This is a genomic window from Paenibacillus sp. P22 (genome assembly GCF_000469945.2).
Taxonomy (GTDB): Bacteria; Bacillota; Bacilli; order Paenibacillales; family Paenibacillaceae; genus Paenibacillus_O; species Paenibacillus_O humicus.
This window is the reverse complement of the sequence record NZ_CBRA020000234.1, coordinates 1-8,406: the sequence shown is the minus strand read 5'-3', so window position 1 is coordinate 8,406 and position 8,406 is coordinate 1. Positions and strand designations below refer to the sequence as shown.

Sequence of the window (8,406 nt, the reverse complement as noted above, 5' to 3'; positions counted from 1 at the left end):
TTTGTTTGCATTGGATTATAAAATGAGATGATGAGGGTCATTTGGAGCAGTCCAAGGGGAAGATGGCGTTTGTTCGCATGAAACATGCTATTGCATATGCATTCGCTATATGGTTGTTTGGTGCTTGTTCAAATACCTAAATTCTATAATGTCATTGTTCATTATCCCCCGCCTTGATTGGAGCGCGCCTGTCCAAAGCATTGAAGTTCTGGGTGATCATCCAGGCGAGCTTCTCGGTCAGCGTCGTCTACGCGCAGGAGCTGATGCCGGGCCGGGTCGGCATGGCATCCGGACTCATCACCGGCTTCGCCTTCGGGATGGGCGCGCTCGGCGCCGTCGTGCTGGGCAAGCTTGGCGACATCTACGGCCTGCAGAGCGTCATGTACTGGACCAGCGTGCTGCCGGTCGCAGGCGCGCTCGCCTTCCTGCTCCCCCGCGACCGGAAGGAAGCGGCGGCATAACAGAGCAACAAAAAAAAGGACTGTCCCCGTACCGTTGCTGAAACGGCGGGGCAGTCCTTTTTCAGGTTCAGCGGGCGGCGGCGCTCCGGCGGTCCCATGCCGCTAGGCATAGCGCCAGCAGCAGGGCGATGAGGGAGAATGCCGATGCCGTCCACGGCAGCACGCCGTAGTCGTACGCTCCGGGAGCTGTCTCGAAAAACAGCACGATCCAGCCGCCGAAAAAGGCGCCGAAGGCGTTGCCGAAGTTCAGGACAGCGTGATTGGATGTCGAAGCCAGAGCGGGCGCATCCTTGGCCAGATTCATGATGCGGACCTGCAGCCCCGGCATCGCGGAGAAGCTAGCAGCCCCCCACAGGAAGATGAGGGCAAGCGTAGCGGGCAAGGAAACGTCCGCGAAGCCGAGCACCGCCAGAATGACCGCTTGGGCCAGGAAGGAGACGATGACCGTCGGCATCAGCTTGAGGTCGGCCAGCTTGCCTCCCAGGATGTTGCCGATCGTGACGCCGCAGCCGAACAGGACGAGAATCCAGGGCACGATGCCCTCGGCGACGCCGGTTACGCCGGTGAGCAGCGGCTTGATGTAGCTGAACAGGCTGAACAGGCTGCAGCAGCCGAAGGCGCCCGTGATCAGCACGAGAAACAGCTTGGGCTGCAGGAGAGCCTTGATCTGCCTGGCTGCGTTGGTGTCGTCCGTCTGCTTGATCGAAGGAATCATGGCGATCAGGCCGACCAGCGTGACGGCGCCCATCGCCGCGACGACGAAGAACGACATCCGCCATCCAAGCTCCTGCCCGATGAAGGTTCCGAACGGCACGCCGAGAATGTTGGCGATCGTCAGGCCGGCCATCATGACCGACACCGCTCCGGCTCGGCGTCTGGGCGAGACGAGGCTCGCCGCAAGCACGGCCCCGATGCCGAAGAAGGTGCCGTGGGCAAGCGAAGTGAAGATGCGGGCCGCCAGCAGGAGGCCGTAATTCGGAGCCAGGGCGGCCCCCAGGTTGCCGATGATGAACAGCACCATCAGCAGGGAAAGAAGCAGCTTCTTGGGGAAGCGGGCCGTTGCCAGCGCAAGCACGGGAGCGCCGATGCCGACTCCGAGCGCGTAGCCGGTAATAAGGTTGCCCGCCTTCGGCACGCTTACGCCGAGGTCCGCGGCTACTTCGGGAAGCAGGCCCATGATGACGAATTCCGTCAAGCCGATCGCGAAGGCTCCGACCGTGAGGGAGTAGAGAGAGAGCGGGTATCGTTCCTTGTCGGTTAACGAGGATGCAATCGACGGTTGATCTTGATGCATGAATGTCTGACCTTCTTTCTGAAAGCGCTGACTGTAAATAGCAGGAAATGACTTACCTTTGGAAATCAACTTCCGCCAGTATAGCAGATTTTGCGCTTCGCGAAAGAGGAAATTCACGCCTTAATCGTAATAGACCGGCATGCCCGGCTGCCGTCCGTACTGGAACATCATGCGCAGCTGGCTTTCCGTGTTGCGGCTGAGCGACAGGGGAGGCAGCTCGTCCTCGCCGAAAAACTCGACCTCGCTTGTCTCCACGCCGCCGGAAGCCTGCCCGCCCGTGATCTCGCAGTGGAAAAAAAGCTTATAGATATGATGCGCATCGGGAGGATGCCCATGCCGGATTTTGTCCATGACGGCAAGCAGCCTGACCGTCCTGGCTTCGAAGCCCGTCTCTTCCCTGATCTCCTTGATCACGCATTGACTCGGGGTCAGGCCGATATCCGCCCAGCCGCCGGGAAGGCACCAGGCGCCGTCCGATCTTTCCCGGACGAGCAGGATGCGGCCTTCCCGGAAAACGGCTCCCCGCACGTCCACCTTCGGCGTAGCATAGCCGGAATCGCCGGCGAAAGCGAGCCGGATCTCTTCCTTGCCTGCGGAGGTATGCGTCTCCATGATCTCGACGCTCAGCTCCCGCAGAGCTTCAAAGCGTTCGATGTCATAGACGTCGCGCCCGTAGGCAAGCCCGGTCTGGGCGATAGCTTGGATTTGCTTTGCCCATTCGAGCCACTTCGGTTCCATTTCCGTTCCTCCTCGCTGGAATGGCAGGTATGTGCATGAATACGGCGGTTGAAGCCGGCCGCAGGGACCATTTCTCGGTCAGCGCACCGGAATCCTGTTTCGCCCCGCGTCCAAGCGGGTAAAAATCCGTATTGTTGTTCGAGCTTCCGCGTTCCTTGCGGAAACCGGCAGCGCCGCAGGGGCATGACCGCTCTGCGGCCGGCTGCCGGTTTGTCGTCTTTAGGGACCGGCTTCAAAATGTGGACGAGGACGGGAAGGGATTTGCTTCAAAAAGTGGAATAGATTAGATAAAAGATCCGTTAAACGTTTATCGCTTTATTTCATCCATTTGACCTGAAGGGAGAGACAGGGCATGGTTGTCGAAGTCGGAAGGGGAGGCACAGTCTATGTGCCGGATACAGGGATGACGGGGGACGGAAGTCCTCGCATGGGCATCTTGACAGGGAGGCAGATCGCTGCCGGGCGAGTCAAGCCTCGGCCTGCAAGAGGCGCCGTGCTGCTTGGAGACGGCTCAGGCGCCTCTTATCATCCCTTGCAGGCCGTTCAGGAAACGATTCTCGGCGCCTTGAAGGATGATTTCGACGCGGAAGCGACGGAGGATTACAGCGTTCTCGAAAGCCCCGCTTCCGGAACAGGCCTGATAGCCGCGTATACCGACCGCTGGAAAGATCCCGTCACACCGGAGCAAGCCAAGGGCATCATCAATTTTGTCGGCCAAGGAGGAGGACTCGTTCTGATCCATTCCGGCATTTCTCTTGCAGCCGACCCCCGGCTTGAGGAAATGATCGGAGCGCGGTTTCTCGGACATCCCCCTTATCAGACCCTTTCCTTCGAACCGGTCGTAGGCAAGGGCGGAGCGCATCCGATCGTACAGAATATCGAGCCCTTCGATTCCCCCGACGAGCCTTACCGCTACTCCTTCAGCAGGTCGAAGGACCGAGAGGTCATCCTGGAGTACTGGCTGGACGGGTGCTGCTACCCCGCAGCCTGGGTGCAGCGCTACGGCGAAGGCCGAATCGCCGTCCTGATGCCGGGCCATGACCGGGCTTCGTTCGAGAGCGGGCAGGTGCAGCGGCTGATCCGATCGGCCAGTCTGTGGGCAGCGGGGCGGATATAAGCCATCTTTAGAACGATGCGGGTCTGCGGACCCGCTTTTTGTTTTCGATTTTTTGATTTTGGCCCTAAATCTCCGTCTGGAAAATGTCGATGTGTACTTACGACATGTTGTCATTTAGTTGGCATCGATATTGAAGACGGGGGAAATCAGATGGCATTCAGACAGCCGGAATCGATTCAAGCGAAAGAACAGGGCAGCCGCTCCCTGAACAGCAAGGACACGGAGGCCGACGGAAAGAATCCAAAGCAGGAGATGCCTGCAGGCCGGCCTTCCGCGGACCGGCAAAGCCTCGCCTACTCCGATCGCAGAAGGCGCAGTACGGCCGTCCTGGCCGTCCTGTCGATCTATTACGCCCTTGTTGCCGGCATGATGACTTCATTCGATACGGAAGCGGCTTACACGAAGGCTTTGTTGATTCCTGCGGGCATCGTCTTGGTCTTGTTATGGGCGGGGCATGTCCTGCGCAGGCTGGAGCCGATCATTCCGTACATGACCGTCGCGCTAGTCGGCTACATGACCATTACCTCCGTACAATACGACAGCCGGAGCGTGCTGTCCGCGCTGCCCGCATTCTTCCTCCTGGCGCTCGGCGTCATGTACAACAGCCGAATCACGCTCTTGTACGGCACTCTCAGCGGGGCGGGACTAGTCGTCTATAAGTTCGCGATGTATCCCGGCAGCAACGAAGTCGACTATGATCTCGTTTACTTCCTGTTCTACTTCTTGATCGTGTCCGGCCTGCTGATCAGCCAATCCGAGATCGGCCGCTCCATCCTGAAGCGGGTAAGCCGGTTCCAGCTCGAGGCGGAGCGCACTCTGGAGCGCGAACGGCAGCGGGACAAGGTCATGCGGGTGTCCGTGCGGACCCTCTCCGAGGGGATGGAAGGAATACGCCAGAACGGCCATGACAATGCGGCCTCCTTCCAGGAAATGAATACCGCTTTCCAGGAAATGTCCTCGGGCGTGAACAGCCAGGCCGAATCCATCTCCGACATCGCGTCCAAAGTATCGGATTCCACCAGCCAGCTCGCGACCATGATGGGTACGCTGGGAGAGATGATCGGCAACATCGAGCGGACAAGAGAGGCGTCCGTGAGCGGCAGAGAAGTCATGGAACGGCTGACGGATACGATCCAGCGCTTCCAGGACAGCTTGAAGGAGTCAAAGAGCGATTTTGAGAAGCTGAGCGAGACGATACGGGATGTCCTTCCTATGACCGCCTCCATCCAGGAGGTCGCCAGGCAGACGAACCTGCTTTCCCTCAATGCGAGCATCGAGGCTGCGCGGGCCGGGGAGCACGGTGCCGGCTTCGGCGTCGTCGCCTCCGAGATCCGCAAGCTTGCCGTAACCGCCGGCGAAGCCGCGGAGCGCATAACGGCCAGCCTCGACCTGGCGGCTGTGCGCACGGAAAGCTCGGCCTCCTCCATGGACGCCAATGTGCAGAGGATGGAGGAGAGCTTCGCGCTCGTCGACCTGACGCGCAGCGCGTTCGCGGGCATCGGCGAATCCGTCCAGCGGCTGCACGAGGATGCCAGCACGGTAGGCGGAGAGATGGACAATGTCGGCGCCTCCAGCAGGGAAGTGGAGGGGCAGGTGGAGAATTTCGCCGCCGTCATGCAGCAATCCTCGGCTACTCTGGAGGAGCTGCTGGCTACGGTCGAGACGCTGACGAGGCAGAATGCGCAGCTGCAGGAGCGAATCGAGCAGTCGGAGGATGCCTTGCGCGAGCTGGCGGCCGAGAAAGAGTCCAACTAGCCTGCAAGTCCGTTCCAACAAGGAAGCGGCTTGCATGGCGCCGATTGCAGCTGCAAAAAAAGCAGATGCCCGGCCTCGGCCCTATCCAATCCGCAAAAAAAAGAAGCGGCGGTTCTTCCGGCATTCCATGCCGGGCTGACCGCCGCTTTGCTCTGTTTCAGTATCCGTCTGTCTTGTGCCCGGAGCGCTCCGCCTTCTCCGCTCCCTCGCGCATGCCGGACGATGCGATATGCTCCATGTCGGCCTTCGCCTTGGCCAGCCCTTCCGCCACGCGGCGGCCGTAGTCGGCATCCGCCTCGGTGAAGTGGGCGATCATGTTCTGCTGGATGACCGGCGCGCTGATCTTGAGCGCATCGACGAGATTGGAGATGAGCTCCTCCCGCTCCCATTCCTCGAACTTCCGGTACGTCTCTCCGGCCTGCTTGAAGTCGTTCGGCCGGGATATCTTCTCCCGCACCAGAGCGGCATGGTACATCGGCTCATGCTCCTTGCCCGCAGGGGCCGCTTCCTTCAGTCCGCCAAGCGAGGAGGGCTCATAATTGACATGGGGATTCTGATTCGGTCCCTTGTCGACATTGAACGCCATCTGGCCGTCCCGCTGATTCGTCGCGACCGTCGTTTTCGGCGCGTTGATCGGCAGCTGCAAGTAGTTCGTGCCGACCCGGTAGCGCTGCGTGTCGGAATACGAGAACGTGCGGCCCTGCAGCAGCTTGTCGTCGGAGAAGTCGAGGCCGTCGACGAGCACGCCGGTTCCGAAGGCCGCCTGCTCCACCTCGGCGAAGTAGTTGTCCGGGTTGCGGTTCAGCACCATTTTGCCGACGGGAAGGAAGGGGAACTTGTCCTGGTCCCATAGCTTGGTCGGGTCGAGCGGATCGAAGTCGAGCTCGGGATGCTCGTCGTCGCTCAGAATCTGGACGTTCAGCTCCCACTCCGGATAGTCGCCGCGCTGTATCGCCTCGTACAGATCCTGGGTCGCATGGCTCGTATTTTTGGCCTGGATTTCGTCGGCTTCCTTCTGGGTCAGGTTTTTGATGCCGACCTTCAGAGGCTCCCAGTGGTACTTGACGAGCACGCCTTTTCCTTCCGCATTGACCCATTTGTAGGTGTTGACGCCGGAGCCTTGCATTTGCCGGTAATTGGCCGGGATACCCCAAGGGGAAAAGAGAAAGGTAATCATATGCGTCGCTTCCGGGGAATTGGAGACGAAGTCGAACATTCTCTCCGGGTTGCCCAGGCTCGTCACCGGATCGGGTTTGAACGCATGCACCATATCCGGGAATTTGAGCGGATCGCGGATGAAGAAGATTTTCAGGTTGTTGCCGACGAGATCCCAATTGCCGTCCTCGGTATAGAATTTCACGGCGAAGCCGCGAGGGTCTCGGAACGTCTCCGGGGAATGGCCGCCGTGCACGACCGTCGAGAAGCGAACGAATACGGGCGTCTGCTTGCCCGCCTCCTGGAACAGCTTGGCGCGGGTATACTTGGATACGGCTTCGCTGCCCGCCTTGCCATACGCTTCGAAATACCCGTGGGCTCCGGCGCCTCGGGCATGCACGATCCGCTCCGGTATTTTTTCCCGGTCGAAATGGGAAATCTTTTCAATGAAATGATAATTCTCCAGCGTGGACGGCCCGCGGCTTCCGACGGTACGGATGTTTTGGTTGTCGGTAACGGGATGGCCTTGCCTGTTGGTCAGGATATCCTTCGAATCGTTGTTTTCGGTAGGGGAACTCATTATGTAGGACTTCCTTCCTGTGTTCATCTCTTCGTTCCGACTTACCTTTTTCCATTTGACTTCTTTCTATACCAGATAAGGGAAAGGTTGATCGGCCTAGAAAAAGATGAGACCAATTGCTTCTGGACATTAAAGCGTTTTTTCGATAAATTAATAATCTCTTACCAACATGAAAAGCTGGAGGCAAATCATCCATGAGCAAGTCATCAAGCAACTCCCCCGGCGGCTCCTTGAAAAAAGCTGAGCGTTTCTCCTCGTCAGGGTTCATTCTGGCTGCGATCGGCAGTTCGGTCGGGCTGGGCAACATGTGGAAATTTCCGTACATTACCGGAGAGCATGGAGGGGCGGCTTTCTTCCTCCTGTTCATCGTTTGCCTGATTGTGGTCGGCTTGCCCGTCCTGCTCGCCGAGATGACGATCGGACGCGGCGGCCGGGGCAACGCGGCGACGTCGCTGTTCAATCTGACCGGCAACAAGTATTGGAAATGGTTCGGCGCCTTGTCCGTTCTGACAGCCTTCCTGATCATGTCCTATTATGCCGTCGTGGCAGGCTGGACGTTCCAATATACGCTCGATTCCCTTACGGGCGGCCTTTCGCACAAGGGGATGGACTACGAAGCGCATTTCAACGATTTCGCCGGCGGCCTCCTGCCGGTCTTCTGGCAAGCCGTCGTGATGCTCATCTGCGGGTATGTCGTGGCTAGAGGCATATCGGGCGGCATCGAGAAATTCAACAAAATTCTGATTCCCGGCTTCCTGATCATCCTGCTCGTTCTGATGGCCCGTTCGCTTACGCTGCCGGGCGCCGCCGAAGGCGTAGAGTTTTTCCTGAAGCCGGACTTCGCCAAGCTGGACAGCGAATCCGTGCTGGTCGCTCTCGGACATGCCTTCTTCTCCCTGTCTCTGGGCATGGGATGCATGCTGACCTACGGCTCCTACGTAAAAAAAGAGCAATCGCTCGGCAAGGCGACGATCGCGATCGGCATCGGCGATCTCGGGTATGCCTTCATCGCCGGCCTGATCATCTTCCCGACCGTCTTTTCGTACGGGCTGCAGCCGGACAAAGGCGTCGGGCTCGCGTTCATGGCGCTGCCGGCCGCTTTCTCGCAGATGCCGTTCGGCGCCTTCTTCGGTGGATTGTTCTTCATCCTGCTGGCCATCGCGGCGCTGACATCGGCCGTATCCATCCTTGAAGTGCCGGTAGCCTTCGCCATGACCCAGTGGAAATGGTCTCGCCGGAAGGCCGCCTCGATCGTAGCTTCCGTCTGCTTTGTGCTTGGGATTCCGGCGGCGCTGTCCGTGACGGG

At 59.2% G+C, this 8,406-nt stretch carries 5 protein-coding genes and 2 pseudogenes; 4 read left to right on the top strand and 3 right to left on the bottom strand.

Annotated features, from left to right (window positions below; all coding sequences use genetic code 11):
* Positions 1-215: 215 nt before the first annotated feature.
* Positions 216-461, top strand: a pseudogene (locus BN871_RS24100) (MFS transporter); the annotation flags it as partial.
* 67 nt (positions 462-528) lie between these two features.
* Here the strand turns inward: BN871_RS24100 and BN871_RS24095 are convergent.
* Together BN871_RS24095 and BN871_RS24090 are read right to left on the bottom strand one after the other, a co-directional pair.
* Positions 529-1,755 carry an MFS transporter gene (locus BN871_RS24095; protein ID WP_048749487.1) on the bottom strand — a complete coding sequence of 409 codons (1,227 nt, stop codon included), beginning with the start codon at positions 1,753-1,755 and terminating at the stop codon, positions 529-531.
* A 120-nt stretch (positions 1,756-1,875) separates the two neighbouring features.
* On the bottom strand, positions 1,876-2,493 hold the full coding sequence (locus BN871_RS24090) for an NUDIX hydrolase (RefSeq protein ID WP_048749484.1): 618 nt from the start codon (positions 2,491-2,493) through the stop codon (positions 1,876-1,878).
* 352 nt (positions 2,494-2,845) lie between these two features.
* On the opposite strand from BN871_RS24090, the gene BN871_RS24085 reads away from it, so the two are divergent.
* Positions 2,846-3,610 (top strand): ThuA domain-containing protein, encoded by a 765-nt coding sequence (locus BN871_RS24085; protein ID WP_021878806.1) that lies wholly within the window; start codon positions 2,846-2,848, stop codon positions 3,608-3,610.
* Between the two features lie 150 nt (positions 3,611-3,760).
* Entirely contained in the window at positions 3,761-5,365 is a 1,605-nt protein-coding gene (locus tag BN871_RS24080; RefSeq protein ID WP_048749483.1) for a methyl-accepting chemotaxis protein, read from the top strand.
* Between the two features lie 157 nt (positions 5,366-5,522).
* Here BN871_RS24080 and BN871_RS24075 read toward each other — a convergent pair.
* Positions 5,523-7,079, bottom strand: a pseudogene (locus BN871_RS24075) (catalase); the annotation flags it as partial.
* A 215-nt stretch (positions 7,080-7,294) separates the two neighbouring features.
* Between BN871_RS24075 and BN871_RS24070 the strand changes: the two are divergent.
* The coding region (locus tag BN871_RS24070) for a sodium-dependent transporter (RefSeq protein WP_048749479.1) at positions 7,295-8,406 on the top strand (1,112 nt) is incomplete at its 3' end.